The following is a 26,341-nucleotide window of genomic DNA, read 5'->3' as shown; positions in this document are numbered from 1 at the left end:
TGGTTTAGAATTAGGTGATATGTCAATTACTTTGAAAGGACGGTTTGCACCTGTGAACTGGACAAAATTACGAAATTTTATCAATACACGGTGGGGCTTTTTTGCACTTGTCTCGTGCCTGTTTTGGTTAAAAACGATCCTAGTTTATTTGATCGATTTTCACCTTGGTGTTCACGGGATCTATCAGTATTTCATCCTATTGATAAACCCGATCGCGACGACACTCTTGCTCTTTAGCATCGCACTTTACATCCGAAAAACGATCCCTGCCTATTTATGTCTATTATTACTTTACATAGCTAATACGGCATTTTTATTGATCAGCGTTATTTATTACCGCGAATTTACTGATTTTATGACTATGAACGTGATCTTTGGGTATTCTTCGGTCTCTCAAGGGCTAAGTGGCAGTTCCTTCTCACTCTTAAAGCCCCAAGACCTTGTGATCATTATCGATGTAGTAGTTGTCTTACTGCTGCTATTAACACGGCAGATCAAGCTCGATAAACGCTTCATCCCCAAAAATCAGGCTGTCGCCATGACATCTTTTTCCTTAATGTTTCTACTATTAAATATCACATTAGGTGAGATCGATCGTCCGCAATTACTGACACGGACCTTTGACCGCAACTATTTAGTCAAATACCTAGGGATCGATGCCTTTACCGTATATGATGGGCTAAAAACAGCTAAGACGAGCCAAACACGGTCTAAAGCTACTGGGGCTGATCTAAACAAGATCATTGATTTTACCCAAGCTAACTATGCTGCTCCCGATCCCAAGATGTTTGGGATCGCTAAAAATAAAAATATCATCGTCATCCATCTTGAAAGTTTCCAACAATTCTTGATCGACTATAAATTAAACGGCCAAGAAGTCACACCGTTTTTAAACAGTCTTTATCACGGTAAAGAGACGTTCTCGTTTGCTAATTTCTTTAATCAAGTCGGACAAGGCAAGACTTCCGATGCTGAAACGATGCTTGAGACTGGCGCATATGGTTTGCCTCAAGGTTCGATGTTTTCAACTTTAGGCACAGATAACACCTTTGAGGCTATGCCCGCGATCTTGAATCAGAGTCAAAACTATTCTTCAGCCGTTTTTCACGGCAATTCCGGTTCATTTTGGAATCGCGACAAGGTGTATAAGAACTTTGGTTACCAATACTTCTTTGATGCAAGCTACTATAACCAAGACGCTAACAACCTAAGTGAATACGGCCTTAAAGATAAGTTGTTGTTCCATGATTCAGTTAAATACTTAGAAAAGTTACAACAACCGTTTTATGCTAAATTCATCACGGTCTCTAATCACTTTCCATTCGGTTTAGACGACCAAAACAAGAGCTTTGAAGCAGCTAATACGGGCGACAGTTCAGTCGATAATTACTTTGTTACGGCCCACTATTTGGACCAAGCCGTTAAAGAATTCTTTGATTATCTCAAAGCGTCTGGACTTTATGATGATTCGGTGATCGTACTTTATGGCGATCATTACGGGATCTCTAACTCACGGAATTTAAAATTAGCTTCTCTTTTAGGCAAATCTTCCTCGACTTGGAGTGACTTTGATAATGTTCAAATGCAACGTGTTCCATTTATGGTCCACATCCCAGGTCAAGAAAATGGTGGGATCTTCGAACAATACGGTGGTGAGATCGACGTCATGCCGACGTTACTTCATCTAGCCGGGATCGATTCGAAAAAATATCTTTTGTTTGGTTCAGATCTCTTCTCAAAAGATCACGATCAAACTGTCGCTTTTAGAAATGAGAATTTCATCACACCAAAATATACCGTTGTTGGTAGCACGACCTACGAAAACAGCACTGGCAATGTGGTGACGCATCCGTCTAAAAAAGTACAAGCTCAACTAAAAGCAGCACAAGAATATGTTAACTCGGCGCTTTCACTTTCAGATTCGCTCAACAATAAGAACCTCTTGCGCTTCTATGTGCCAACTGGTTTTACGCCGGTCGATCCCAAAGATTTCAACTATAAAAACCAAGTTGAGCAATTGGATAAGATCCAAGCCGCGCTCAAGGGACGTTCAACTAGTCTATGGTCTAAAAATAACGATCACACGACGGCTGATAAATATCACTCCGATGCTCCAGAGCTCAAACAAAGTGATAGTGGCGAAAATACTAACGAACAAGCCCCTACCGTTGAATCGACTTTAGAGGATACACAATAACAAAAAGCCCTTATCGAAAATCTTATCGATAAGGGCTTTACTTATGGAGATGGCGGGAGTCGAACCCGCGTCCAAGCATATCGTAACTCAAGTCTCTACGCTCATAGTCATACTATTTGAATTTCATCGTTGATCACGCCGGATGACAGGGCCAATATCAACGACTAGCCTAAAAGTCTCTTCTCAGTATTTCAGGCTAAAACACTGAGCGTAGTCTGCTAATATAGGACCCGCAACTGACACACAGACGATATCAGACGGATCTACGCAGTGCTGACTAGGCAGCTAAAGCGTAAGAGTTGTTATTATTTTTTGCAGTTATAATTTAAACTGAGCGTTTTATAGTAGCCGCAACCTACTAAGCGCAACTCAAGCCCGACCTATACCTGTCGAATCCTAAACATCCCCAAGTTGACTACTGAGTTATTGTAGCACACCTTTTTTAGAAAAGCAAAAAAGTGATTTTTTTAATTGACAACTAATTTTTAGTATAGTACAATTCACTCATAATCAATTCGGAAAGGAAGAGAACTATGAACAAGACAGTTATGCAACTTACAAATATTCGTTGGCAAAGCCAGCACTAGGTTGCTTCTGTGTGCACAGATGCGACCGTACGTAACGTATCGTTCGTATCTGTGCTGGTTCTCTTAGATCGGCCCGCATGGATCAACTACCATGCGGGTCTTGTTAAAAGCACTTCCCGCGCTCAGTGGGAAGTGCTTTTTTTCTTATCGCAATAGATACGAACGTAAAAAATCAAAAGGAGGAATTTACTTATGAAACGCTTAATTAGCACAATTGCAGTTTTATTTTTATTTTTGATCTTTGCATTTTTCCGCTCAACTGATCAAGCAAAAAAAAATCAGACCCCAACTGTTGGGATCTTACAATTAACATCACATCCCGCTTTAGATGAGATCCACCGCGGGATCGTTGCCGCCTTAAAGGAAGAAGGCTTTGTCGCGGGTAAAAACATCAAGATCGATTTTCAAAATGCCCAAAACGATCAAAGCAACCTCAAATCCATGAGCCAACGCTTTGAAAATGAAGATGCCGCGGTCATGATTGGGATCGCGACCCCAGCCGCCCAATCATTAGCTAATACAACTAAGACGACCCCTATCGTTATGGGGGCGATCAGTGATCCGATCGGAGCTGGCCTAGTTAAAGATCTCAAGCATCCCGGTGGTAATATCACGGGAGTTCAGCACCAAGAACCGATCGCCCGCCAACTTCAATTGATCAAAGCGCTCATGCCTGATCTAAAAACCGTTGGCGTCTTACACACTTCAAGCGATGATTCATCGGCAGCTGAAGTCAAAGAGTTCTCAAAACTAGCTCAAAAATCGGGGATCCAAGTCAAAGAATACACGATCACTTCGACTAATGACATCCAACAAGTTTCCGCTACAATGGCAAGCAACGTTCAAGCAATCTATATTCCAAACGACAACACTGTGGCCTCAGGCTTTCAAACGGTCCTCAAAAATGCCAACCAAAATAAGATCCCGATCTTTCCTTCAACTTCTGAAATGACACGTCAAGGTGGACTAGCCACTGTCAGTGTTAGCCAATACGAACTTGGTAAAATGACAGGGAAGATGACCGCTGCGATCTTGAAAGGAAAAGATCCAGCCGACATGGCGATCGAATACCCGACTGAAGGGATTGCCTACCTCAACCAAAAGCAGGCCCAACAACTAGGTATCACTCTCCCTAATGAATTAATTACACAGATCAGTAAAAAAGGAGTTGTTATCAAATGAATCTAATCGTATCAGCAATCGGACAAGGTTTGCTCTGGGGCATCCTTGGTCTCGGACTTTACTTGACCTTTAGGATCTTAAAATTCCCCGATATGACAGTTGAAGGGACCTTTCCCTTTGGCGCCTGTGTCTGTGTTTCCCTGATCACCCAAGGAACATCACCTTTTATCGCAACTTTAGCTTCCTTTGGGGCAGGACTTTTGACCGGTTTTTTGACAGGGATCTTATACACCAAAGGAAAGATTCCTGTGCTATTGGCTGGGATCTTAGTCATGACAGGGATCTACTCGATCAACCTCCGTGTCCTAGGAAAAGCGACCGTTGGCTTACTCAACCAAAATACTTTACTCAACACTGGGATGTTACGCGAACTACCTAACAGTTTTCCTTCAGTAACTCTGGGCTTGATCTTGCTTACCCTTTTGATCTTACTGTTAGCTTTATTTTTAAATACTGATCTAGGACAAGCATTTATCGCGACGGGTGATAACAAACTGATGGCTCGTTCATTAGGGATCAATACGGATAACATGGAGATCTTAGGCTTGATGATCTCTAACGGCTTGATCGGTCTTTGCGGTGGCTTGATCGCCCAAAATGACGGTTATGCCGATGTCAATATGGGGGTCGGTACGATCGTTATCGGCCTAGCTGCGATCATTATCGGTGAAGTTGCCTTTGGTGAACTCAGTTTGACTGCTCGGTTAGTCGCGGTCATCCTAGGTAGCATCTTCTACCGTTTCGTTTTACTTATCGTTTTAAAACTTGGATTTAGTACTAATGATTTCAAATTGCTTTCATCTTTGATCTTAGCATTATGCCTAATGTTACCGGTCTTAGAGAAGAAATTTAATTTCAGCAAGACATTGAAGAAAGGAGTCCAAAAGCCATGACACTCGAATTAAAAAATATTACGACTGTGGTCAACCCCGGAACAAGTGAAGAAAAAAAGATCTTAAAAGACCTTTCACTTACGATCGAAGCCGGTGATTTTATCACACTTCTAGGTACAAACGGTGCTGGAAAATCGACCCTTTTAAATGTGATCAACGGTTCGCTCAAACCAGCTACCGGACAGCTTCTTTTAGACGAACTTGATCTGACCCCACTCTCAGAAGTCAAACGCGCTTCCTATATCGCGCAAGTCTTTCAAGATCCTAAGATGGGCACCGCTCCTCGAATGACAGTCGCTGAAAATCTTTTACTCGCTTTAAAACGTGGGCAAAAACGCACTTTGCGTCCCCGACGCTTACAAGCTCATCTCCCCCAATTCAAAGAATTGACAGCTAAACTCCCTAACAATCTATCCGAGCGATTACAAACTTTCACCGGTGATCTCTCCGGGGGGCAACGGCAAACATTGAGCTTTTTGATGGCAACGATCGCACGCCCAGATATCTTACTCTTAGATGAACATACAGCTGCACTTGACCCTAACACGAGTGCTGAACTATTAAAGCTGACCGATGAAGTGATCACCGAAAAGAATCTGACCTGTCTAATGATCACCCATCGTCTTCAAGATGCTTTACGTTACGGCAATCGTATTATCGTCTTGAATGATGGTCAGATCGTCTTAGATACCCGTGACAAAGAGAATCTAACTGAAGAACAGATCCTGACTTACTTTGCTAATTAAAACAAAAGAGGCGCTAGAAAATTTCTAGCGTCTCTTTTTATATTCTCGTAATAAAAAAATTTGTCCCAACGGTCGCACCCGGCCTGCTTAAAAGCCTAGTGCAAGCTGAAACAACTATCTTACTATTTAGTTGTTGTATCCACTGTCAAACGAACTTGATGGATCGCATCTTCCAAGCTTTTTAAAGGTGCTTCAAGTGTTACATGGTAAAAGCTTTGCAATCCCTCTTTTTTAAATGAAACTAGACCAGCTTCGCGCAAGATCTTTAGATGATGTGAAACTGCCGGTTGGGTAATGGCCATCATTTTGGTGATTTCAGTAACAGTCATTCCTTCATGGAGTCGTTCACATAATAAAAGAATTATCTTTTGCCGATTGCGGTCAGCTAATGCATTTACAGTTTCAAATTCGTTAGCAAATCCTTTTAACGCTCTGCGCTGTTCTGTCGTCAACTGTATCGTTGGCATGAGTACCACTCTCCTTTCTTGAGACACTATCCTCTAAGATAAGGATAACATTAAATAGCACTCGTCGCAAACGCTTCCACCTAAAAATAAAATATTTTTATTTTATAGATAAAAATAGATCGAACAAAACATCAAAGCTGAGCCTAAGATCACCAGCAAATGCCAATAAATATGGACATACTTCAGTTTTAAGCTATAAACGACCGCGCCTAAAGTAAAAGCAACGCCGCCTGCTAACAGCAATAATAACCCGGGAAAACCTAAGACCTGAAATAGTGGTTTAAAGCCTAAGACACACAGCCATCCCGCTAAAACACAGATCACGGTCTCAACGATCTGGCGCCTAGGGTCAGCTAAAGCATGATACAAGATCCCAAAGAGCATCAAAAGAGCTACCGCGATCCATAATCCCCAACCAAACTTGCCGCCGATCCCGATCAGGCAATATGGCATATAGGTACCGGCGATCAGTAAATAAATACTGGAGTGGTCGAATGCTTGAAATAACCGCCTAGCTTTGGTGAAATATAGACAATGAAATAAAGTCGAAGCTAAATACAAGCTCAACAAACACAAACCGTAGACCAAATATGCTATAAAACTGACAATATTTTGTGTTGCGATCCCCTTTAAGATCAATAAAACTAGTAACCAAATACTTAGTCCTACTCCGATACCGTGTGTGATCGCACTCCAAACTTCATTTGTGATCTGTTCACGTCGATCCATATTTGACACCACCTTCTAAAATCTAGTTTCAGTCTACACCTATTGTATATATAAGTCAATTATATATAGATTTAAAGTCTAGTTTAAAAGTTTTTAAAAATCAATAGTTCTTAAAATAATGTGTTATAATACACTTAAACTAGATAAAAGGACGAGCGCGATGGAGAAGTTAAACATCCAAAAGCAATTAGATCGTTTCACGAATAAACGATTGCCCTATTGGGAAGATTTCCCTGATTTCGAACTATATATGGATCAATTGGTCAATCTTGGCAATCGCTATTTGACTGGCTTTTTAGGAGCACCTTTGACGCCTTCAATGATCAACAGTTATGTCAAAAAAGGCCTCATGTCACGTCCCCTTAAGAAAAAGTACAATGCAACTCACTTAGCCGAACTATTGGTAATCAGTCTCTTAAAATCGGTCTATCCTTTAGAAACGATCAAAAATTATAATGAGCAATTGTTACATGAATTTTCGATCAAGGAATCCTATGATAGTTTTGCGCAGATCTTCAATCAAGCACTGCAAAATGGCGGTTATACCAAGCCACTACCCACCGGTCTATCACTGAGCAAACTAACAAAACACGTGATCATCAATGCTGTGATCTACAAAATGGTCGGCGAACAGCTATTGCAATACAAGAGTAAACATGATCATATCTAAAAAAAGGCCCTAGGAAATTTCCTAGGGCCTTTTTGGCAATCTTTAGATTATTTAGCTTCTGGTGTACCGATCCAGTCGATGATTTCTTCAACTGTATCTGTGATAGCTTGTGTACCAGGTGCAAGAAGTTTACGAGGGTCGTAACCTTTACCTTCTTTATCCTTGCCTTCTTCGATGTACTTACGTGTTGCTTCAGCAAATGCGATTTGGCATTCTGTGTTGATGTTAAGCTTGGAAACACCCATTGAGATAGCTTTAACAACTTGTTCTTGAGGGATACCAGAACCACCGTGCAATACTAATGGCATATCTGGCATAGCGTCTGCTAATTCCTTCAAGCGGTCAAAGTTAAGACCTTGCCAGTTTGCTGGGTATTGACCGTGGATGTTACCGATACCGCATGCTAAGTAGTCAACGCCAAGTGCAGCAATTTGTTTTGCTTCTTCAACGTCAGCTAATTCACCAGCACCAACAACACCGTCTTCTTCACCACCGATAGAACCAACTTCAGCTTCAACAGAAATGCCTTTAGCATGTGCTAATTCAACGATTTCTTTTGTCTTAGCCAAGTTTTCTTCGAATGGTAAGTCATGGCCATCAAACATAACTGATGAGAAACCTGCTTCGATACATTCCTTAGCAGCTTCGTAGTTACCATGGTCTAAGTGCATAACAACTGGAACAGTGATGTTCATTGATTCCATTTCGCTTGCAACTAAGTCACGAACTAATTTGTAACCGCCCATGTACTTAGCAGCACCCATTGATACTTGGATCAATACAGGTACGTTCTTTTCTTGAGCGCCTTTAAGAATAGCACGTGTCCATTCCAAGTTATTTGTGTTAAAAGCACCTACTGCATAATGGCCCTTGCGAGCTGCAGAAAAAATTTCACTACCGTTTACGAATGACATAAAACAGCCTCCTAAAGATTTTACAGTAAATTACTCACTTTCGAGTACACATACATTTTAACACACTTGCTTAAGAAAACGTACTATTTTCCCAAGATTTTAATTAAACTTCATCAAGCTAGCGTAAAAATCCTTAGAAATCGTTGCGCCCTAATTCAGTGATCTTACCTTTTTTGGTATATACGATCCATTCCGCGATATTAGTGATATAGTCGCCTGAGCGCTCTAAGTGATTAGCGATCTGCAAGTAATCGATCCCATCACTGGCAAATTTAGGATTTGTTTTGATCAAATCCATCACACGCTTTCTGATATCCAAAAAGATCCCATCATTACCGGCATCCATTTCGGCGATCTTGATCGCTAATTTTTCATCCATTTCAGTGTAGGCTTTCAAAATACTTGCCAGCATCTCTAAAACATTATCACCCATCTTAACGATCATCATATCGATCTCATCGTCACGGCGTTCTTCTTTGAGTAATAACACATTTTTAGCGATACTTACAGCGTGATCGGCTAAACGTTCAAGATCAGAACTAGCTTTTAAGATCGAAATGATCTCACGCAGATCGCCTGCTACTGGACTTTGCAAGGCAATGATCTGAGCTGTCTTTTTCTCTAAATGTGTCTCGTGATTGTTGATCACTTCATCGTGTTCGATGATCTCTTTGGCAGCTTGTTTGTCATCTTCTTTAAGTGAGATGATCGCTTTTTCAAGTGACGCCTTAACTTCAAGGCCCATTGTGATAAATTCCTGACGTAAAGCTTGGATCTGAGTATCAATGTGGCGTTGCATAAAATTCCTCCTTGTTCAATTAACCAAAGCGACCGCTTAAATAGTCATCGGTCTCTTTTTTATTCGGATTAACAAAAATCTGTTTCGTCGGTCCCGTTTCAATCAGATTTCCATTCAAGAAAAATGAAGTCGTATCTGAGATCCGGGAAGCTTGTTGCATATTATGGGTCACGATAATACAAGTATAATCATCTTTTAGCGTCAAAAGCATCTCTTCGACTTTATTACTTGAAACTGGGTCAAGCGCACTCGTCGGTTCATCTAATAAGATAACTTCTGGTTTGACCGCAAGCACCCGGGCAATGCAGACCCGTTGTTGCTGCCCACCTGATAAGGCTAAAGCACTCTTATGCAAGTCATCTTTAACATCATCCCATACGGCTGCTTGCTTCAAACTCGTTTCGACCCGCTCATCCAACAGTTGTTTATCTTTGACCCCAGCGATCCGTAGACCATAGACAACATTTTCATAGATCGAAAACGGGAAAGGATTGGGCTGTTGAAAGACCATACCAACTTTTTTGCGCAATTCGACCGTATCTGTCTTAGGACTATAGATATCTTGCCCGTCTAATTTGATCGCTCCTGTAATTTTAACATTATCGATCAAATCATTCATCCGATTCAAACATCTCAGATAAGTCGACTTCCCACAACCTGAAGGCCCGATCAGCGCATGGATACCAGATTTAGGAAAATCTAGATTGATCCCTTTTAAAGCTTCTTTTTGCCCATAGTACAAATGGACATTTTGACTAGTAATAATTTTTTCTTTTTCCATGATAAACCTCGTCCTAACCAAAATTCCCTGAGATATAATCTTCAGTTGCTTGTATCCGTGGATTGGTAAAGATATTTTTTGTCTTATCGTATTCGATCACATGCCCCATGTGGAAAAAGGCTGTATAGTCACTGGCCCGCGAAGCTTGTTGCATATTATGGGTCACAATGATGATCGTATATTTTTTCTTTAATTCAAGCATCGTTTCTTCAACTTTTAAAGTTGAGATCGGATCAAGCGCACTACAAGGTTCATCCATCAATAAGATATCAGGTCCCATTGCGATCGCCCGCGCAATGCAAAGTCGTTGTTGCTGTCCCCCAGATAAGGCCAAAGCACTCTTATTTAGGTCATCTTTGACTTCATCCCAAAGTGCAGCCCCGCGCAAACTCTTTTCGACGATCTCATCTAATTTTTGCTTATCTTTGATCCCATTTTCCTTGAGTGCAAACGTGATGTTTTCTTTGATCGATTTAGAAAATGGATTAGGTCGTTGGAAAACCATCCCGATCTGTTTACGCATCTCATAGAGGTTGATCTTCTTAGAATTGATATCGATCCCGCGATACATGATCTCACCCGTCACTGTTGCTACATCGTCATTCATCCGGTTCAAAGAACGCAAGAAAGTTGATTTTCCAGATCCCGATGCCCCAACTAGAGCGGTGATCTTATAGCGCTCAAATTGAAGGTTCCCATCAAAAAAAGCGTGTTTGTTACCATAATAAACTTGCAGATCCTGGGTCGAGAGCGCAACTTCTTGAACTTTTGGATCAAATTTTAAGATCGATGTCTCATTTAAATCATATTTACCTACATTCATTGTCATCTTCCTCATCTATTTACTTGCAGTTAAACGTTTATACAAGCGATTACCCAAATAACGCGCCGATAAATTAAAAATCAAAACGGCTACGATCAAAACTGCTGACGCACCAGCTGAGATCTGTTCAGCATCCGGCATAATCCCTTCCGAGTTGATCTTCCAGATATGCACCGCCAAAGTTTCCGCTGGTCGGAAAAGGTTGAGCGGACTGGATTCACTAAAAGGATTCCAATTCATAAAATCGATATTAGTTGCACTTTGACCAGCAGTATAGATCAAGGCTGCTGCTTCACCAAAAACACGGCCGGCACAAAGGACGATCCCGGTAATGATCCCCGGTAAGGCCTCAGGTAAAATGATCTTTGTGACCGTGTGCCATTTAGATAAACCTAAAGCTAAGCCCGCTTCACGTTGCAATTTAGGAACGTTATTCAATGAATCTTCAACATTACGCGTCAATAATGGTAAGTTGAAAAATGTCAAAGCGATCGCACCCGAAATGATCGAAAAGCCCATCTTGAATTGAACAACAAAGAGCAAGAAGCCAAACAAGCCGACAACCACTGACGGTAAAGAACTCAAAACTTCGATCGCCATTCGCACAGTTTCGGTCACACGATTTTTAGGTGCATATTCGGCTAGATAGATCCCAGCGCCTAAAGAAAGTGGAAATGAGATCAACAGCGTCAAGACCAAGAGATAAAAGGAATTGAACAACTGGATCCCGATCCCGCCACCAGCAGTAAAGGAACGTGAAGGTGTCGTCAAGAAATGCCACGAAACATGTGGTAAACCGTTCAATAAGATCCGACCGATCAAAAAGGCTAAGATCAAGACCACGATCCCGGCGATCAATTTGATCACACCTAAAGCAAGTTTATTTACTTTTTTCGTATTCATAGATTACATCTTTCCTTTCCGACTGATAAAGCGCACTGCAATGTTGAAGATAAGTGACATCAACAAGAGGACTAACGCCAATGACCATAAAGCGTTGTTTGAGACAGTGCCCATGACCGTATTACCGATCCCCATCGTCAAGACACTGGTCAAGGTCGAAGCAGGAGCCAATAAGCTTTCTGGTAACAGGGTCGCATTCCCGATGACCATTTGAACAGCTAAAGCTTCACCAAAAGCTCGTGCCATCCCAAAAACGATCGCAGTCATGATCCCCGGCAAGGCCGCGCGTAATAAGACGCGGTAGATCGTTTGCCATTCAGTCGCCCCTAAAGCTAGGGAAGCTGATTTGTAATATTTTGGTACAGCGCGTAAACTATCGACTGTCATTGAAGTGATCGTTGGTAAGACCATCACAAAGAGCACAAACGCCCCGGACAAGATCCCATAACCTGAACCGCCAAAATGATCGCGCACAAAAGGTACCACGACCGTCAATCCGATAAACCCGTAAACAACCGACGGGATACCAACTAATAATTCGATGACACTTTGCATAAACTTTTGACTTCGTTTAGACGAAAGTTCTGTCATGTAAAGTGCTGTCCCGATCGCAAATGGGGTCGCAAACAGCGCAGCCAATAAAGTCACCCCAAAAGATCCTAAGATCATCGGTAATGCTCCTACTAGCGGTCGGCCATTTGGTCCAGTAGCTCCTGGATTCCATTCACTTCCTGTCAAAAATTCCACTAAGCTAGCTTTATTTTGTGTAAAAGTCGCGATCCCCTTCGACGCAACAAATAAAAAGATCGCTAGCACAACTCCGACGATCAAGAAAATACTGGCATAACTCAATGTTTTACCAATGAAGTCTTGGCGCGTCTCCTTAGACGGTTTTAAAATTTTTTCTCTAATTGGATCCATCTTGTTTCACCTCATCTGTGATAATTGGTGTTACTTGGTTATTAGCATCTTTTTGCACTTTCATCTCATTGATCGGAATGTAACCTAATGCTGTCACCAAATTCTTTTGCACGACATCTGAGTACATATAGTCTAAAAACTGTTTTGTCATTTTATCTGGTTTGCCCTTAGTATACATATGTTCATATGCCCAGATCTTCCAAGAATTATCTTTGATATTTTGAGCGGTCGGTTTGACGCCATCCACTTTTAGGGCCGTCATATCCTTATTGATATATGAAAATGATAAATAGCTGATCGCACCAGGCGTACTTACGACCATACGTTGCACCGTCCCATTTGATTCTTGTTCTTGAGCTTTCAACATTTTCTGTCCCTGCATCACGTTATTTTCAAAAGCAACACGTGTCCCACTACCTTGGGCACGATTGATGACCATGATCTTTTGATCTTTACCACCCAACTGCTTCCAGTTAGTATACTTACCAGTAAAGATACCACGTAATTGCGCCATTGTTACTTGTTTTACGCCACTGTCTTTATTGACAACTGGCGCTAGCCCTAAAACTGCCACGGTATGATCGACTAGTTCTTTCGGTTTGATCCCCGGTAATTCTCGGGCAAACACATCTGAGTTACCGATCGTGACCGCCCCAGCCTGAACTTGGCTCAAACCTGTACCTGAACCGCCACCTTGGACTGTGATACTTACATCACTGTGATCGCGTTGATATTCTTCAGCCGCCATTTCTACCATTGGTTGTAAGGCAGTTGATCCAACGATCGTAATATTTTGTTTATCACTCTTTTGTCCCGCACAGCCCGCAAGAAAGAGGACTGCTGTCAAGAGCATTACGAAACTAACAATTGCTTTTTTCATCCTAATTTCTCCTAAAATATTAGAGTTAATTACACCTTTAATTTTATGCCTTTTTTGTAAAAACATGTGGGTCGTTATGTAAAGATTATGTAAAAAAACAAGCGTATTCAACACACAGAACGAACTATAAAAAATACCACGATCACAAAAAAATAGTGTCTAGAAGAACTCGCTCCTAAACACTATTTTTATTTAACAATTATCAGATGTTAGCGTGAGGCTTTCAAACGGTCCAAATTCTTTACCATTGGCCTTAGTCGTCATTGCCCGTAGATTCCATTCATCATGGAATCGCTGTAATTTATCGGTATAGAATATACTTGGTTTTTCACTGGCATTCAACAGATAGACTATCTCACGTCCAGCTTGATAGCGTCCGACTCCAAAGAAACCTTCACCAGCTAGCAGCGTCAACTCTCCCTTGGTCAAAGCGGGTTCAGCTTGACGTTTAACCGTCAATGAACGTACATGTTCCAAAAGAGCGTGATCTTCACGATCCCAAGGATAAAAGCGTCTATTATCTGGATCAGTTCCACCAGGCACCCCAGCTTCATCACCATAATAGATACATGGTACTCCTGGGAACATGAAAAGTAGTTCAAAAGCCCGCTTGACTTTAGTCATATCGCCACCTAAAGCGGTCAAGACCCGCTTTGTATCATGGGTCCCGATATTATTGAGCGAATTTAGATAGAAGTCCAGGGGATAATTTTCCCGTAATTTCATCATCTCTTTAGCGATCGTCTCAGCGGAACGCTTTTGCTCCAATAGATCTAAGATCGCTTCGCGTAAAGGATAGTTCATAACACCATCTAACTCATCACCCTTGACATAGTGGCGACGTTGACTGTAAGCAACTTTATTAGATGCATCTTCCCAAACTTCACCTAACAACAATCGGTCACGATAACCGTCTAAATTCTTACGGATCTTAGCAATAAAAGGATCAGGTAACTCATCGGCGACATCTAACCGCCAACCATCTACACCCAATTGATTCCATTTAGCTAAAACACTGTCTTTTTCACCGTAGATAAACTGTTGAAATTGCGGGTTGTTCTTATCTACAACTGGGAGATCGGCATTGCCCCACCAACAACGGTACTTGTCGGGATAGCGTTCAAAACTAAACCACGGATAATACTCGCTATTCTTATCCTGCGCAGCTCCAACATGTTCACCGTAGTTGCCGTTAAAGTTAAAGTACTTACTGTTACGCCCCACATGCGAGAAGACTCCATCTAAGATCAAGTGGATCCCAGCTTTATGCAACTTAGTCACTAATTCTTTAAAGACTTTTTCATTGCCCAACATCGGATCGATCTTGAAATAATCACTCGTATCATAACGGTGATTACTTGCAGCTTCAAAGATCGGATTCAAATAAATGATCGAGACACCTAATTCCTTTAGATACGGGATCTTTTTAATGATCCCTTTGAGATTTCCACCATAGAAATCCCAGCGGGCAATACTGCCGTCGTGATTTCTGATGTACATCGGATCATCTTGGATCGTTGCATAGATAAAAGTATCCCGCTTTTTACCTTCGATGTAACCATCGAGATTTCCATTGTAAAAACGGTCGGGAAAGATCTGATAACAGATCCCATTTTGATACCATTCAGGTGCATTGACCGTTTTATCATAACAGGTCAGCTGGTAAGAATTATTTTCCAATATTTCGCTACTCTCAGTTAACTGTCCCTGACCACCACCATTAGCACAGTAATAGCGCACAAGTTCATGTTCATTTTGCCGGATCACCAGTTTGAAATAATAGAAGTATAATCCACTTTTTCTTGGGATGTAAGTCGTATAATAACGCCCTGAACTCTTATTTTCCATTCCGATGATCTCCGGGATCAACTTTCCATCAGCATAGACGTAAAGTTCAACACTGGTAACATCAACGTCATAGGCCTCAAGCATGAATTTTACCGGTCGATCGACTTTGATAGCCCCAAATGGTTTTTTATACTTTTCTTGCCACGAATCAAAGTGGATATACATCTTTTGCTTTTCCCCTCATTTCAGTTGAGTTTGGCTTGATATCCCAAATCTCTTTAGCATATTTTTCAACCGTATCATCAGCTGAGAAATAGCCTGCATTGGCAATATTTATCAAACACATCTTGTTCCAGTTTTGCTTATCTTTGTAAGCCTCACTGACAGCCTCTTGCGCTTGGACATAGGAAGCAAAATCACGTAAAACAAAGTATTCATCATTGACCCGCAATAAGGAATCATAGATCTCATGCCCTTCAACTTCAATATTTGGGATCGTTCCATCAACAAAAGCATCTAAGACACGTTTGATGACAGGATTGCTATTGTAGTATTCGGCAGCATAGTAGTGATGATTCTTCTCGTATTCTAAAACTTCATCTTTGGTTAAACCAAAGATAAAGATGTTATCTTCACCAACATGATCTTTGATCTCAATGTTAGCTCCATCTAAGGTCGCCACTGTCAAAGCACCGTTTAACATCAACTTCATGTTAGAAGTCCCTGAAGCTTCCTTAGTTGCAGTCGAGATCTGTTCACCCACATCAGCAGCTGGGATGATTTTTTCTGCCAATGAAACACCGTAGTTTTCCAAGAAGACAACTTTTAACTTATCATTGATCGTCTTATCGTTATTGATCATATTGGCAACTTCATTGATACACTTGATGATTGCCTTTGCATAGTGGTAACTTGGTGCGGCTTTAGCCCCAAAAATAAATACCCGTGGTTCAACATCGCGGTTTGGATCATCTTTAAGATCTAGATACAATTTAACGATGTGTAACAAGTTGAGCAATTGTCGTTTGTAAGCGTGAAGTCGCTTGATCTGAACATCAAAGATCGCATGCGGTGAAACTTCGATCCCGGTATCTTCTTTGATAAAGGCTGCTAACTTTTTCTTATTATCCAGTTTAGCTCTACCGATCTTTTCTAGTAACTTCTTATCGCCGACATGTTTTTCTAGCTCATGTAATTTCTTAGCATCAAAGCGCCAAGCCGTTCCGATAGTTTGATCGATCGTCTTGGACAATTCAGGGTTAGCTACTTGGAGCCAATGCCGAACTGTGATCCCATTTGTCTTATTATTGAAACGTTCAGGGTACAATTCGTAGAAATCACGTAAAACATCATTTTCTAACAGCTCTGTGTGTAATTTAGCTACACCATTAGTGCTATGTGAACCAATAATTGCTAAGTGAGCCATCTTGACCATACCGTCTTTGATAATCCGTGTCCGTTCGATAAAGTCATGATCTTTTTTACCTTCAAGTTCCAAGGCATAGCGCCGATCGATCTCTTGGATGATCTGCAAGATACGTGGTTGGACTGTGGCCAACATTTCAACAGGCCATTTTTCCAAAGCTTCATCCATGATCGTGTGGTTAGTATAACTCATCGTCTTGACTGTTTGTTGCCAAGCTTCATCCCAATCCATGTGTTCTTTATCGAGCAAGATCCGCATGAATTCAGCCACACACATAGCTGGATGCGTATCATTGATATGGATCGCAATATGTTCACTGATCTCATTTAACGGACGATCATATTTCTTATAGTGCCGAATGATACTTTGGATCCCAGCTGAGGTAAAGAAATATTCTTGCTTCAAGCGTAAAATACGTCCTTCGTAGTTCGAATCATCAGGATAAAGCACTGAGGTCAGATCCTCGACCCGACGACGGTCCTCGATCGTTGGATATTTAACTTCTTCAGAAGCTGGGATCTGAGCATCCCAAAGGCGCATCGTATTAACGTGATCATTGCGATAACCGACGATCCCCGTGTCATAAGGGACAGCCTTGATCACATCGGCCCCTTCATAGATCGCTTCTAAATATTTACCATTATCGATCAAGTGGACTTGACCACCCATCAAAACGTCGACCGCTTTACTTTCACGTGCTACAGCCCAATTGTTACCGTCAGTCAGCCATTCATTTGGTAACTCGATCTGGTAACCATCAACAAATTTTTGCTTGAACAAGCCATATTTATAGCGGATACCATTTCCATTACCTGGTAAGCCATCTGAAGCTAAAGCGTCCATAAAGCAAGAAGCTAAACGACCTAAGCCCCCGTTGCCAAGTGCCATATCAACTTCAGACTCCGAGATCTTATCCAGACTAAGTCCCATTTGCTTTAAGCCTTTATCGACCACATCGTACCAACCCATGTTCAAAAGATTGCTCTTTAATAAACGACCTGGTAAAAATTCGATCGAAAAATAATAAACTTGCTTTTGGTCATTTTTGACATAACTCTTCCAAGTATTACGCCAAATTTCGGAGTAACCGGATTTGACCACTGAAACTAAAGTCTGATACAACTCGATCGGAGCAGCATCTTTGACATCTAAAGCAAACTTCTCGGCTAATTGCTTCTTAAACTCGCGTACAAAACGCTCCTGTGTGATTTTCATTAAGTATCCTCCCTTATAAACCGATAGCTGACAAACTCCTTGCGACTATCTTAAAATCTGTGTATACAAGTCCAAATAATTTTGACTTGCACTATCCCAACTAAAATCTGATTCCATTGCAATGCGCATCATCTTTTGCCAAACCTTTTGTTGATCATTGTAAACGCTAAGCGCCAACTTGATCTCTTCCATCATCCAAAATGAAGAGAATTTCTCAAAACCAAAGCCGGTCCCGACCTGTTCAATTGGATTATAAGCCCACACACTGTCACGTAACCCCCCGATCTGATGAACGATCGGCAAAGTACCGTAACGCATTGAGATCAATTGTGATAATCCACATGGTTCAAAAGCAGATGGCATCAAGAACATGTCACAGCCAGCATAGATCTGCTGAGCTAAATTAACATCAAAGTCGATGCTGACGCTGCATTTATCTGGATAACGTCCTGCAAAATAAGTAAAGTCATGCTCAAAATTCTCATATCCGGTGCCCAACAAGACAAATTGGACGTCAAATTGCATCAAATTTGCCATCTCTTGGACTACCAACTGAAAGCCCTTTTGATAAGTCAAGCGACTGACGACCCCGATCAATGGGACATCTTTTCTGACTGGCAACCCAAATTTCTTTTGCAAAGCAGCCTTATTTTTAGCTTTACCCTTTAAGTTCTTACGGTCGAATTTATACGGCAATGCCTTATCAGTCTTAGGATCAAAAGTATCATAATCGATCCCATTCAAGATACCTGAGAGCTTGTAATTGACCATCCGTAAAACTTCATCTAAGCCACATCCAAATTCAGGCGTCTGGATCTCAGCGGCATAAGATGGACTGACCGTATTGACCCGATCAGAATAAAAAATACCTGCTTTCATAAAGTTTACGGCTGTGCCCATTTGGATCGTTCCATCATCGTAGCGTTTAGTCGACATGCCAAAGAGTTCAGGCAAAACTTCACGCCCATACTGCCCTTGAAATTCAAGGTTGTGGATCGTAAGCACAGTTGCAATGCGGCTGAATGCTTCGATCCAACCGTATTTTTCCCGTAACAAGAAAGGAATAAAGGCAGTATGATAGTCATTGACATGTAAGATGTCAGGAATATAATTGATCCGCCCCATCAATTCGATCACGGCTTGTTGGAAGAAAGCAAAACGTTCGCCATCATCGTAATAGCCATAAAGATCAGGGCGATCAAAATAATACTTGTTATCTAAGAAATAATATTCGACCCCGTCTAATTCTAAAACTTTGACACCACAATACTCATTGCGCCAACCAACAGCAACATAAAAATTAAAGAGATCAGTCAACTGTGACTGATATTTTTCTGGCATTTTTGTGTAAAAAGGTAAAAAGACTTTAACTTCATTGCCCTTTTTAGCCATGCTCTTAGGTAACGCCCCGGCCACATCACCGAGACCCCCCGTTTTAAAAAATGGTGCGCATTCCGCTGCGGTAAATAAGATCTTCACTAGTTTTCGCCCCCGTAGATATCTGCCACAATATGACTATCTTTTGTGATCACAACTGGATTTTCAGGTGTTCCTTGAATGGTGACGCCAGCTTCTACTTCAACGTTTTTATCTAAGATCGCATATTGCAACTTAGCTCCGCGTTTGATCTGCGCATTACTCATGATCACAGAATCTTTGACACGCGCACCCTCTTCGATCGTAGTCCGTCGTGAGACCAAACTGCGATCGACTTTACCTTTGATGACACAGCCAGTCGCAAATTGACTGGAGTTGACATCAGAAGAATCGTAAAAGTGGGTCGCCACTTCGTTTTTAGTCCGAGTGATCACACGCTGACTGGAGAACAACAAAGTGTTGAAATGCTCTGGATCAAGCATATCCATGTTGGCATCATAGTAGCTCTTGATGTCATAAATATTGCTCAAGTAACCCGTATATTCGTAAGCACGTGTGTTGGTCCGTGTCATCTCACGGTTCAATAATTCCTGCACACTTGCTGGTGCACCTGCATTTTGACCCTTGTGTAACAGATCGATCAACCAATCAGTTTTGACTAAAAAGATGCTCATCGATAAGTTGTAAAGGTCAGAAGCTTCATCAAGCTCGCTGAAAATATCTGCTTGCTTAACTCTATTATCGTCTTCAAGCGTCAAAATGCAATCATCGGGCGCTATCTTTTCTTTAGGTACCCGTTTAAAGACGACCGTGATCTTGCTATCGTGAGCTTGATGAACATCCAAGATCGAACGCAAGTCGACATTACATAACATCTTATTGCCAAAGAAAACCGTATATTCTGATTTTGATTTCTTCAAAAAGCCGATCATATCACTAAAATATGGTTTACCTTCAACTTTTTTACGTAAGATATTTTGATAAAAGCCAAGATATTGGTAACTCCCGATGCTATCCAAGCCCCATTCACGACTACCACCTAAATGATCAAAAACTGACTTAAAGCGCCCGTCATTTAAGATCATGTAAACTGTCCTGATATTGGCATTGACAGCACTTGATAGTGCAAAGTCCATGATCCGATATTTACAATCAAAATAAAGTGTAGAGAGTGGGCGATTTGCCGTTAATGGCAATAACCCGTTATATTCATGCTCATTACCTAAAATCGCACACATCTTATTAGCCTTCATTAATTGTCACCCCTAATACTTCTGAATTGCCTACGACTGCGATCTCATCAGTTCCGTCGATCACAGAACCATCACCAATAATTGCATTTTCACCGATGATCGCACGGTTGATGATCACATTTTTACCGATCGAAGCGCCCGTCATCACAACACTATCCTTCACGACTGAGCCTTCTTTGACTTGTACATTAGCTGCTAAAATACTGTGATCGATCCTACCTGAGATAAAGCAACCATCCACGATCATCGAGTTTTTAACGCGTGCAGTGTTAGTGATGAATTGCGGTGGTGCGATCGGATTTTTCGAATAGATCGGCCACGTCTTGTCGCGCACATCTAGATCGCCTTCATTGTCGATAAATTCCATGTTGGTCGTCCATAAAGAATCGATCGTCCCAACATCTTTCCAGTAACCTGAGAAGTGATAAGCCTGCACATTATCGCCACTTTTAATGTAAAATGGAATAACGTTTTTACCAAAATCATACATATCAACGTCTTTTTTGAAACTATTCAACAAGACATCGCGCAAACGAGCCCAAGTAAAGATATAGATCCCCATTGAAGCGTGGTTGCTCTTTGGCTTTTCGGGTTTTTCTTCAAATTCAATGATCCGGTCATTTTCGTCGGTATTCATGATTCCAAAACGACTAGCTTCATCCCAAGGAACATCGATCACGGCCACACTGAGAGTTGCATTGCTCTTTTTGTGTTTAGCTAACATATCTTCATAATCCATCTTGTAGATATGATCACCTGAGAGAACTAAGAGATACTCTGGGTCCATTGAATCAATGTAGTCGATATTTTGGTAAATTGCATGTGAGGTACCTTCAAACCACTTAGAACCCTCATTATTTGAATAAGGTTGCAAGATCGTGACCCCAGAATCCAAACGATCCAAGCCCCAACTAGCACCATTACCGATATGATTATTTAAAACGAGCGGTTGATATTGGGTCACGACCCCAATATTTTTGATCCCTGAATTGACACAGTTACTCAAAGTAAAATCGATGATACGATACCGTCCCCCAAACGGTACGGCGGGTTTAGCGATATTTTGCGTTAATTTCCCTAGTCTGGTACCCTTACCACCAGCTAAGATCATTGCTAACATTTCGTTTTTCATTATTTTTTCGGACGCTTCACCTGACGTCCTTTACCTCCCTTAGCTTGTTGTTTTTGCTTTTTAGCGACTGTTTTTGCTTTAACTTTCTTTGGTTCTTTAGGTTCGAGATATTTCTTGTTGATGTAGCGCAAATTCACATCTTCTGGTTTTAAGATCACGACGCCTAGAGCCGGAACCGTTAAGCTGATCACTTGATCATAGTTCTTAAAGACTTTTTCTTTCGTCTTAGCCAATGGGTTATGTTTAGTCCAAGTCCCACCGAATTCTTCCATTTCCGTGTTCCAAACTTCACGATAACTCCCTGGATAGGGTACGCCGATCTCGAAGTTTTGTTGCTCGATCGTGGTGAGATTCATGACCACCACTAAGAAATCTTTCTTCCGCTTGCCATGGCGAATAAAACTCAAGATGGTCGCCGTCTTGTTATTAGCATCGATCACTTCTAAACTCTCTTCTTTATCCTCTAACTCCCATAGCGCACGGTGTTCACGATAAAATTCATTGAGTTTAGCTGTGAAATGTTGCATTTTCTTATTCAGTTCGTCATCTAAACTATCCCAAGTCAACCCTTCGTAGTAGCGCCATTCGATAAATTGACCAAATTCGCCCCCCATAAAGAGTAATTTTTTTCCGGGGTGTGTTATTTGATAAGTGAGTAAATTCCTAAGTTGGGCAAATTGCTTGTAGCGATCCCCACCCCACATTTTGTGCAACAGGCTCTTCTTACCATGAACGACTTCATCATGAGATAATGGCAAAATATAATTTTCCGATAAGCGATACATCCAAGAAAAGGTCAACATATCTAAGTGATCTCCTCTAAAGAGTGGATCCATTTGATAAAAGTTCAAGACATCATTCATCCAGCCCATATTCCACTTGTAATCAAAGCCTAATGAATCTTCTTCTAACATGCCCGTCACTTTCGTCCCAGCCGAACTTTCTTCAGCAATCAAGATCACCTTAGGATGCGCAAACTTGACTTCTTTGTTCAACTTGCGCAAAAAGTGCCAACCCTCTAAATTTCTGTTTCCACCATAAATGTTTGGTTTCCAAGGACCTTCATCATAATCCAGATAGATCATATTGGAGACCGCATCGACCCGTAAACCATCTAGATGGAATTTTTCGATCCAGAAAAAGGCACTTGAAAGCAAGAAGGATTGAACTTCTGGTTTGCCCAAGTCAAAGTTTTGCGAACCCCAACCGATATTTTTGGCGCGATCGGGATCTTCATATTCAAAAGTCGGCGTCCCATCGTAATATGGCAAGGTATCATCATTGATACAAAAATGACCTGGGACCCAATCCACGATCACTCCGATATTTTCTTTATGACATGCATCAACGAATGCTTGGAATTCTTCAGGAGTTCCATAAGCGGAACTGACCGCAAAATACCCGATCAATTGATACCCCCAAGAAGCACCTAAGGGATGTTCCATTAAAGGCATAAATTCAACATGGGTATAATTCATTTTCTTTAAGTATGGGATCAACTCTTTTGTTAGATCACCGATCGTATACGGGGTACCATCAGCATGTGACTTCCATGAACCGGGATGGATCTCATAAATGTTCATTGGACGTTCAAAGTAATTCGAACGTTTATGACGTCCGCGCCATAGTCCATCATGCCATTTATATTCTGGAATATCATAGATGATCGAAGCATCATTTGGACGTTCTTCAAAGCGAAAGGCAAATGGATCGATCTTATATACGATACGCCCATCATGTTGTTTGACTTTAAATTTGTACATTTGGCCACGTTTGGCATTGGGAGCCACCGCACTCCAAATACCATGATCTCCCAACTTCATTGGTAGATCTTCTTCCCAATCATTAAACTCACCAACTAGCCAAATTTGTTGAGCTTTTGGGGCCCACACGCGAAAGACATATCCCGCTTCTGCAGCTGGATGTGCCCCCAAAAAAGTTTGCGCATGAAAATTTTCGCCTCGGGCAAACGTTTCCATTTCCTGAGACAAATCAAAACCAGCGGTCATTCCTCTTTCCTCCTTATCAAAATAATTAACACATATCCTGTATACATAATAACATATCAATGTAAAAAACATTAAAAATATACCCTGTATTTTTAACAAAAAAATATATAACATTCTGTTAAGATATTTAAAAATATCCGTATTTTTACAGGTTTTTTGTTTGATACTCACTCCCACAAGGTGTATAATTGAATTTTAAGAATTAATTGAGACTTTAATTAACATTTTACTAATATATAAAATATTAAAGATAAAATAAAAACCAGAGTTTTGAGAATATCATCTCTTGACTCTGGTTTTTATATATAATTAGGCAATATGATTTTCCCGCAAGATCGTATTTACAACTTCTTGCATTTCAGGTGTTTTGACCCATTCCTCAAAATGATCAAAATCTTCAGCTGGCATTTCAAAATTTTCATTGATATATTTTTCGTACTTGATCAAACTACTTGAACGTGGGATATTCAGTTGTAAGATCCTAACGCTCTCAATAAATCCCCGTACAGCCGCTAATTCAGCCCGACCGTTTTGCGGAATATTGGAGATCTCGTAATATTTAGTGCCATCTTTACGCGTGATCTCTTCGATCAAATTCAAAGTTTCATTACTTTTCATCTAATAGCGTCCTCCCTTTTATCAAAAGTCCCATTCATTATACACAAAAACCGCTGTAGCTTCTAGTAAGACTACTAAGACTACAGCGGTTGCATAAGAGAGAAAGAGAATTGATTAGAAGGTAATTAATCATACCTTACACTCTTACGATATACCTTTTTGAAAGCGATGTCAAACTTTAACTCTCAAACTTTTAAATTTTTATTGTCCTTCAAAAAATCCCTACTCAAGTCAGCTTATCCATATTATAATAAATCTATAGTTCTAACACTTTAGACTTCACTAGTCTAAACGTTTTAGTAATAGATAAAGAAAGGATTCGCTATTTAAACTAACGCAGATAGCCTGGCTACTATTCATGATCAATCGTACTCAATTTAAAGCAAGCCTCTACTTAGGATTCTTCATTTCGCTTATTCGTCTAGTTTTTTTACTCTTAGATCAAACAAAGGGCGCTAAGGCTGAACTTCAGACTATGTTAGTCTTGTTTCATACCAATGCTTGGTTTGTTCCGATCTTATTTGCCCTACTTTACTTTTTCATCGTAACTAGCTGTATCTACTTGGCATTCAGGGTCTTAAATTACATAATCAATTTATTTAGATAAAGTGAAATATTAAAAAAGCAGGTATACACACCTGCTTTTTTTGATACTATTCTTCGATACCCATTTCAGCCTTAACGACATCTACGATCTGCATCACGTAGTCGTGGACCAATTCTTTAGTTGGTGCTTCTGCCATTACACGCAAAAGATCTTCGGTACCACTAGGGCGAACCAACACACGTCCTTCATTTCCCATTTGTTCTTCAACTTGTGCGATAACATCCTTGATTGCTTGATTTTCAAGGGCTAATTTCTTATCTGTTACACGAACGTTGACTAATTCTTGTGGATAAGTCATCACTTCGGCAGCCAATTCTGAAAGTGGCTTACCAGTTTGTTTGATCACATTCAATAATTGAAGTGCTGTTAACATCCCATCACCAGTTGTGTTGAAATCCAAGAAGACTACGTGTCCTGATTGTTCACCACCAACATTATAGCCACTCTTACGCATTTCTTCGACCACATAGCGGTCACCGACCTTTGTCTTGACCGAATTTAGTTCATGTTGTTCCATTGCCTTATACAAACCAATGTTACTCATGACGGTCGTTACGATCGTATCCTTCTTCAAACGGCCACGTTCACTCATATATTTCCCACAGATATACATGATCTTGTCACCATCGATGATATTTCCTAATTCATCGACTGCGATACAGCGATCGCCATCACCATCAAATGCTACCCCAACTTGAGCTTTAGTTTCTAAAACAAACTTAGCCAAAGCTTCTGGATGAGTAGAACCTACCCCAGCATTGATATTTAGACCATCTGGACTTGTAGCCATTGTTTCAAATTCAGCCCCCAGATCAGCAAACAACCGTGAAACTAAAGCACTAGTTGCACCATTAGCCCCGTCAACTGCGATCCGCATTCCACTGAGATCATCTGGGATCGTTTGTTCTAAGAATTGCGTATACTTTAAGGCACCTTCACGATAATTATTCAAAGTTCCTAAGCCTTCAGCTGCTGGACGCGGTAAGATATCTTCATCTTTTTCAAGTAATGCTTCGATCTCTTCTTCTTGATCGTCGGATAATTTGTAACCATCGCCCCCAAAGAACTTGATCCCATTATCTTGAACTGGATTATGCGAAGCTGAGATCATGACCCCTGCATCAGCGGCTTGTAAACGAACTAAGTAAGCAACACCTGGAGTTGTGATCACACCAAGTGAAAAAACTTCGATCCCGACTGAAAGTAGACCTGCGATCAACGCCTGTTCTAACATTTGGCCCGAGATCCGGGTATCACGTGCGACTAAGACCCGTGGTGGTTGTTCGCTATTTTTAGCGTGTTGCGTCAAAACATAGCCCCCACAGCGTCCTAACTTAAATGCTAATTCTGGTGTTAATGTTTGATTTGCAATCCCTCTGACACCATCAGTCCCAAAATATTTCATCTTAAATCCTCATTTCTTT

At 40.9% G+C, this 26,341-nt stretch carries 22 protein-coding genes and 1 other RNA gene; 5 read left to right on the top strand and 18 right to left on the bottom strand.

The annotated features are described in order from the left end of the window. Positions 1-52: 52 nt before the first annotated feature. Positions 53-2,197: an LTA synthase family protein gene (locus FC30_RS07560; protein WP_010688060.1), complete on the top strand. Its 2,145-nt coding sequence runs from the start codon at positions 53-55 to the stop codon at positions 2,195-2,197. 41 nt (positions 2,198-2,238) lie between these two features. Here FC30_RS07560 and ssrA read toward each other — a convergent pair. After that, positions 2,239-2,605: a transfer-messenger RNA gene (gene ssrA / locus FC30_RS09375) on the bottom strand. 371 nt (positions 2,606-2,976) lie between these two features. On the opposite strand from ssrA, the gene trpX reads away from it, so the two are divergent. Genes trpX through FC30_RS07545 form a run of 3 tightly spaced genes read left to right on the top strand, consistent with a single transcriptional unit; the run spans position 2,977 to position 5,605 of the window. Then, complete coding sequence (trpX, locus tag FC30_RS07555; protein WP_056938499.1) at positions 2,977-3,966, top strand: tryptophan ABC transporter substrate-binding protein; 990 nt, start codon at positions 2,977-2,979, stop codon at positions 3,964-3,966. Beyond that, positions 3,963-4,859 (top strand): ABC transporter permease, encoded by an 897-nt coding sequence (locus FC30_RS07550; RefSeq protein WP_004051661.1) that lies wholly within the window; start codon positions 3,963-3,965, stop codon positions 4,857-4,859. Before trpX ends, FC30_RS07550 begins: the two co-directional genes overlap by 4 nt. Beyond that, on the top strand, positions 4,856-5,605 hold the full coding sequence (locus FC30_RS07545) for an ABC transporter ATP-binding protein (RefSeq protein ID WP_010688063.1): 750 nt from the start codon (positions 4,856-4,858) through the stop codon (positions 5,603-5,605). Before FC30_RS07550 ends, FC30_RS07545 begins: the two co-directional genes overlap by 4 nt. A 122-nt stretch (positions 5,606-5,727) precedes the next feature. Here the strand turns inward: FC30_RS07545 and FC30_RS07540 are convergent, their stop codons facing one another. Then, positions 5,728-6,072 carry an ArsR/SmtB family transcription factor gene (locus FC30_RS07540; protein ID WP_010688064.1) on the bottom strand — a complete coding sequence of 115 codons (345 nt, stop codon included), beginning with the start codon at positions 6,070-6,072 and terminating at the stop codon, positions 5,728-5,730. Positions 6,073-6,174: 102 nt separating this feature from the next. Next, entirely contained in the window at positions 6,175-6,801 is a 627-nt protein-coding gene (gene trhA, locus FC30_RS07535) for a PAQR family membrane homeostasis protein TrhA (protein ID WP_010688065.1), read from the bottom strand. Positions 6,802-6,961: 160 nt separating this feature from the next. Between trhA and FC30_RS07530 the strand changes: the two genes are divergently transcribed. After that, entirely contained in the window at positions 6,962-7,471 is a 510-nt protein-coding gene (locus tag FC30_RS07530) for a DUF1836 domain-containing protein (protein ID WP_010688066.1), read from the top strand. Positions 7,472-7,518: 47 nt separating this feature from the next. Here FC30_RS07530 and FC30_RS07525 read toward each other — a convergent pair whose 3' ends face one another. The 15 genes from FC30_RS07525 to glmM all read right to left on the bottom strand — a co-directional run bounded on the left by FC30_RS07525 (position 7,519) and on the right by glmM (position 26,322). Continuing rightward, positions 7,519-8,385, bottom strand: a complete 867-nt coding sequence (locus FC30_RS07525) for a class II fructose-bisphosphate aldolase (RefSeq protein WP_010688067.1) — start codon at positions 8,383-8,385, stop codon at positions 7,519-7,521. 133 nt (positions 8,386-8,518) lie between these two features. Continuing rightward, entirely contained in the window at positions 8,519-9,184 is a 666-nt protein-coding gene (phoU, locus tag FC30_RS07520; protein ID WP_010688068.1) for a phosphate signaling complex protein PhoU, read from the bottom strand. Between the two features lie 19 nt (positions 9,185-9,203). Further along, complete coding sequence (pstB, locus tag FC30_RS07515; protein WP_056938498.1) at positions 9,204-9,965, bottom strand: phosphate ABC transporter ATP-binding protein PstB; 762 nt, start codon at positions 9,963-9,965, stop codon at positions 9,204-9,206. A 13-nt stretch (positions 9,966-9,978) separates the two neighbouring features. Then, the gene (pstB, locus tag FC30_RS07510; protein ID WP_010688070.1) at positions 9,979-10,788 is read right to left on the bottom strand and encodes a phosphate ABC transporter ATP-binding protein PstB; all 810 of its coding nucleotides are present in this window, start codon (positions 10,786-10,788) and stop codon (positions 9,979-9,981) included. Positions 10,789-10,803: 15 nt separating this feature from the next. Further along, positions 10,804-11,691, bottom strand: a complete 888-nt coding sequence (gene pstA, locus FC30_RS07505) for a phosphate ABC transporter permease PstA (RefSeq protein WP_004051651.1) — start codon at positions 11,689-11,691, stop codon at positions 10,804-10,806. Between the two features lie 3 nt (positions 11,692-11,694). After that, positions 11,695-12,612, bottom strand: coding sequence for a phosphate ABC transporter permease subunit PstC (gene pstC / locus FC30_RS07500; protein ID WP_010688071.1), 918 nt, complete (start codon positions 12,610-12,612; stop codon positions 11,695-11,697). After that, positions 12,599-13,492 carry a phosphate ABC transporter substrate-binding protein PstS family protein gene (locus tag FC30_RS07495; protein WP_010688072.1) on the bottom strand — a complete coding sequence of 298 codons (894 nt, stop codon included), beginning with the start codon at positions 13,490-13,492 and terminating at the stop codon, positions 12,599-12,601. Before FC30_RS07495 ends, pstC begins: the two co-directional genes overlap by 14 nt. A 192-nt stretch (positions 13,493-13,684) precedes the next feature. After that, positions 13,685-15,505, bottom strand: coding sequence for a glycoside hydrolase family 13 protein (locus tag FC30_RS07490; RefSeq protein ID WP_010688073.1), 1,821 nt, complete (start codon positions 15,503-15,505; stop codon positions 13,685-13,687). Further along, positions 15,489-17,921, bottom strand: coding sequence for a glycogen/starch/alpha-glucan phosphorylase (locus FC30_RS07485; RefSeq protein WP_010688074.1), 2,433 nt, complete (start codon positions 17,919-17,921; stop codon positions 15,489-15,491). Before FC30_RS07485 ends, FC30_RS07490 begins: the two co-directional genes overlap by 17 nt. A 45-nt stretch (positions 17,922-17,966) precedes the next feature. After that, positions 17,967-19,400, bottom strand: a complete 1,434-nt coding sequence (glgA, locus tag FC30_RS07480) for a glycogen synthase GlgA (protein WP_010688075.1) — start codon at positions 19,398-19,400, stop codon at positions 17,967-17,969. Next, a complete protein-coding gene (gene glgD / locus FC30_RS07475) occupies positions 19,400-20,551 on the bottom strand; it encodes a glucose-1-phosphate adenylyltransferase subunit GlgD (RefSeq protein ID WP_056938497.1) in 1,152 nt (383 codons plus the stop codon). Before glgD ends, glgA begins: the two co-directional genes overlap by 1 nt. Continuing rightward, on the bottom strand, positions 20,541-21,683 hold the full coding sequence (locus FC30_RS07470) for a glucose-1-phosphate adenylyltransferase (protein WP_010688076.1): 1,143 nt from the start codon (positions 21,681-21,683) through the stop codon (positions 20,541-20,543). The genes glgD and FC30_RS07470 overlap by 11 nt, the downstream gene beginning before the upstream one ends. Further along, positions 21,683-23,692, bottom strand: a complete 2,010-nt coding sequence (gene glgB, locus FC30_RS07465; protein WP_010688077.1) for a 1,4-alpha-glucan branching protein GlgB — start codon at positions 23,690-23,692, stop codon at positions 21,683-21,685. The genes FC30_RS07470 and glgB overlap by 1 nt, the downstream gene beginning before the upstream one ends. 309 nt (positions 23,693-24,001) lie before the next feature. Next, complete coding sequence (locus tag FC30_RS07460) at positions 24,002-24,310, bottom strand: hypothetical protein (RefSeq protein WP_004051641.1); 309 nt, start codon at positions 24,308-24,310, stop codon at positions 24,002-24,004. A 653-nt stretch (positions 24,311-24,963) separates the two neighbouring features. After that, positions 24,964-26,322, bottom strand: coding sequence for a phosphoglucosamine mutase (gene glmM / locus FC30_RS07455; protein ID WP_010688078.1), 1,359 nt, complete (start codon positions 26,320-26,322; stop codon positions 24,964-24,966). Positions 26,323-26,341 lie beyond the last annotated feature (19 nt).

This window comes from Ligilactobacillus animalis KCTC 3501 = DSM 20602, assembly GCF_001434535.1.
Classification (GTDB): Bacteria; Bacillota; Bacilli; order Lactobacillales; family Lactobacillaceae; genus Ligilactobacillus; species Ligilactobacillus animalis.
The sequence above is the reverse complement of the archived record's forward strand: the minus strand, read 5'-3'. Positions and strand labels throughout refer to the sequence as shown.

Bases quoted from the DNA above. Each gene is read 5' to 3' on its own strand.
- glgD (WP_056938497.1), bottom strand. From the start codon at position 20,551: ATGAAGGCTAATAAGATGTGTGCGATTTTAGGTAATGAGCATGAATAT.
- FC30_RS07470 (WP_010688076.1), bottom strand. From the start codon at position 21,683: ATGAAAAACGAAATGTTAGCAATGATCTTAGCTGGTGGTAAGGGTACC.
- FC30_RS07550 (WP_004051661.1), top strand. From the start codon at position 3,963: ATGAATCTAATCGTATCAGCAATCGGACAAGGTTTGCTCTGGGGCATC.
- pstB (WP_010688070.1), bottom strand. From the start codon at position 10,788: ATGAATGTAGGTAAATATGATTTAAATGAGACATCGATCTTAAAATTT.
- pstC (WP_010688071.1), bottom strand. From the start codon at position 12,612: ATGGATCCAATTAGAGAAAAAATTTTAAAACCGTCTAAGGAGACGCGC.
- FC30_RS07530 (WP_010688066.1), top strand. From the start codon at position 6,962: ATGGAGAAGTTAAACATCCAAAAGCAATTAGATCGTTTCACGAATAAA.
- phoU (WP_010688068.1), bottom strand. From the start codon at position 9,184: ATGCAACGCCACATTGATACTCAGATCCAAGCTTTACGTCAGGAATTT.
- pstB (WP_056938498.1), bottom strand. From the start codon at position 9,965: ATGGAAAAAGAAAAAATTATTACTAGTCAAAATGTCCATTTGTACTAT.
- FC30_RS07495 (WP_010688072.1), bottom strand. From the start codon at position 13,492: ATGAAAAAAGCAATTGTTAGTTTCGTAATGCTCTTGACAGCAGTCCTC.
- glgB (WP_010688077.1), bottom strand. From the start codon at position 23,692: ATGACCGCTGGTTTTGATTTGTCTCAGGAAATGGAAACGTTTGCCCGA.
- FC30_RS07460 (WP_004051641.1), bottom strand. From the start codon at position 24,310: ATGAAAAGTAATGAAACTTTGAATTTGATCGAAGAGATCACGCGTAAA.
- FC30_RS07485 (WP_010688074.1), bottom strand. From the start codon at position 17,921: ATGAAAATCACACAGGAGCGTTTTGTACGCGAGTTTAAGAAGCAATTA.
- glmM (WP_010688078.1), bottom strand. From the start codon at position 26,322: ATGAAATATTTTGGGACTGATGGTGTCAGAGGGATTGCAAATCAAACA.
- FC30_RS07490 (WP_010688073.1), bottom strand. From the start codon at position 15,505: ATGTATATCCACTTTGATTCGTGGCAAGAAAAGTATAAAAAACCATTT.
- FC30_RS07525 (WP_010688067.1), bottom strand. From the start codon at position 8,385: ATGTCATTCGTAAACGGTAGTGAAATTTTTTCTGCAGCTCGCAAGGGC.
- FC30_RS07545 (WP_010688063.1), top strand. From the start codon at position 4,856: ATGACACTCGAATTAAAAAATATTACGACTGTGGTCAACCCCGGAACA.
- FC30_RS07540 (WP_010688064.1), bottom strand. From the start codon at position 6,072: ATGCCAACGATACAGTTGACGACAGAACAGCGCAGAGCGTTAAAAGGA.
- trhA (WP_010688065.1), bottom strand. From the start codon at position 6,801: ATGGATCGACGTGAACAGATCACAAATGAAGTTTGGAGTGCGATCACA.
- pstA (WP_004051651.1), bottom strand. From the start codon at position 11,691: ATGAATACGAAAAAAGTAAATAAACTTGCTTTAGGTGTGATCAAATTG.
- trpX (WP_056938499.1), top strand. From the start codon at position 2,977: ATGAAACGCTTAATTAGCACAATTGCAGTTTTATTTTTATTTTTGATC.